The sequence below is a fragment of the Kaistella sp. genome (assembly GCF_032060305.1).
GTDB lineage: Bacteria > Bacteroidota > Bacteroidia > Flavobacteriales > Weeksellaceae > Kaistella > Kaistella yananensis.
The window spans coordinates 9,522-10,756 of the sequence record NZ_DAMBHK010000075.1 but is presented as its reverse complement, the minus strand read 5'-3'; the positions used below and the strand labels follow the sequence as shown (position 1 = coordinate 10,756).

Here is a 1,235-nt window from a genome sequence, read left to right as displayed (position 1 = left end):
TAGGATGTAGATAAAAAGAGTGGCAATCATTAAAATCACCACCCGTTTTAAATTACGCTGCCATTTTCCGGCATTCTTCGGCGCATTTTCTGCAAGCTTCTGCACATTCACGGCAATGATCCATTCCATGTTGTGCATGTTTTTCACATTCTGCAGCACATGCTTCACAGATGTCGGCACAAATACGGCAAATTTCTTTTGCTTTGTCGCTGCCGAGGCTCATTAACTGTGCTGAGGCATAGCAGATCGCTGCGCATTCCATGTCTAACTGAATGCATCTCGCCATCATTTTTACATCTTCTTCCTGAGTGCATGATGAAGCACAGTGATTACATATTGCAGCACATTTTAAACATGCTTCAATACAACTTTGGTACGTGTGATAACCTGTCATAATTGTTGGTTTTTATGTTAATAAATAGGTTGGTTTTTTCAATAAATATGCAATTTCTGCGCCAATACTGTCGCAATCATAAGTGCGTTCGATCAGGCAAGCTATTGCTGGCTACTTTGATTTTTTTAAAAAAAAATTTAGTTGCTTCTTTCACTTAGTTTTCAGCGGAGCATTTCTACCGTTATCGTTCCCATCGTACTAACATTATACTTGCCCGCGCAGTTTATACTTTTCAACAGCAACAGGAGCCGCCAGACTTTTTTAAATTCTCATCTACGGAAGCGCCGGCAATACTATAACCTACTTTCGCCAAGGCTTGCGTTAACTGCGCTGTATTAATCGATTTCTCTGCTTCAATAACTGCGCGCGGTGGATGCAGACTCGCTTTTACATTCTGTACGCCATCAATTTCTTTCAACGCTTTTTCGACATTTTTAACGCAGCCTTCGCAGGACATTCCTGTTATTTCAATTTGTTGTTTCATTTTGTTTGCTTTTATTATTTTATATATTGTTACTTTCCGACTATCCATTTAAAATACGTTCTGTGAGCCGTATTTTGACCAAACTCTTGTTGCAATAAAGTAGCTTTTTGATAGCGACCTGGTTGTAATTACTACTGTAAAAGTACAAGTTTCTTAAACGGATGTTCTGCATAATTTTCGTTAGTTTCTGTATAATTTCGCTTTGAAAAAAAGGCCAAGTAACATCAAAACTATACCTGAAGTTTATCGAGAGTTGCGCAAACGTCTCTACGATTGCCGTTTCTATTTCGCAACTATTTCCTATTTATAATTTCATACGCCTAAGTTCTAAGGTTAACTCATTTCATCATAGGGTCT

2 protein-coding genes are annotated in these 1,235 nt (G+C 38.3%); both read right to left on the bottom strand.

Annotated elements, in window-relative coordinates; all coding sequences use genetic code 11:
• Nucleotides 1–52: 52 nt before the first annotated feature.
• On the bottom strand, nt 53–124 hold the full coding sequence (locus V5N63_RS11925; protein WP_236628125.1) for a four-helix bundle copper-binding protein: 72 nt from the start codon (nt 122–124) through the stop codon (nt 53–55).
• Between the two features lie 502 nt (nt 125–626).
• Nucleotides 627–878 carry a heavy-metal-associated domain-containing protein gene (locus V5N63_RS09920; protein ID WP_059344219.1) on the bottom strand — a complete coding sequence of 84 codons (252 nt, stop codon included), beginning with the start codon at nt 876–878 and terminating at the stop codon, nt 627–629.
• Nucleotides 879–1,235 lie beyond the last annotated feature (357 nt).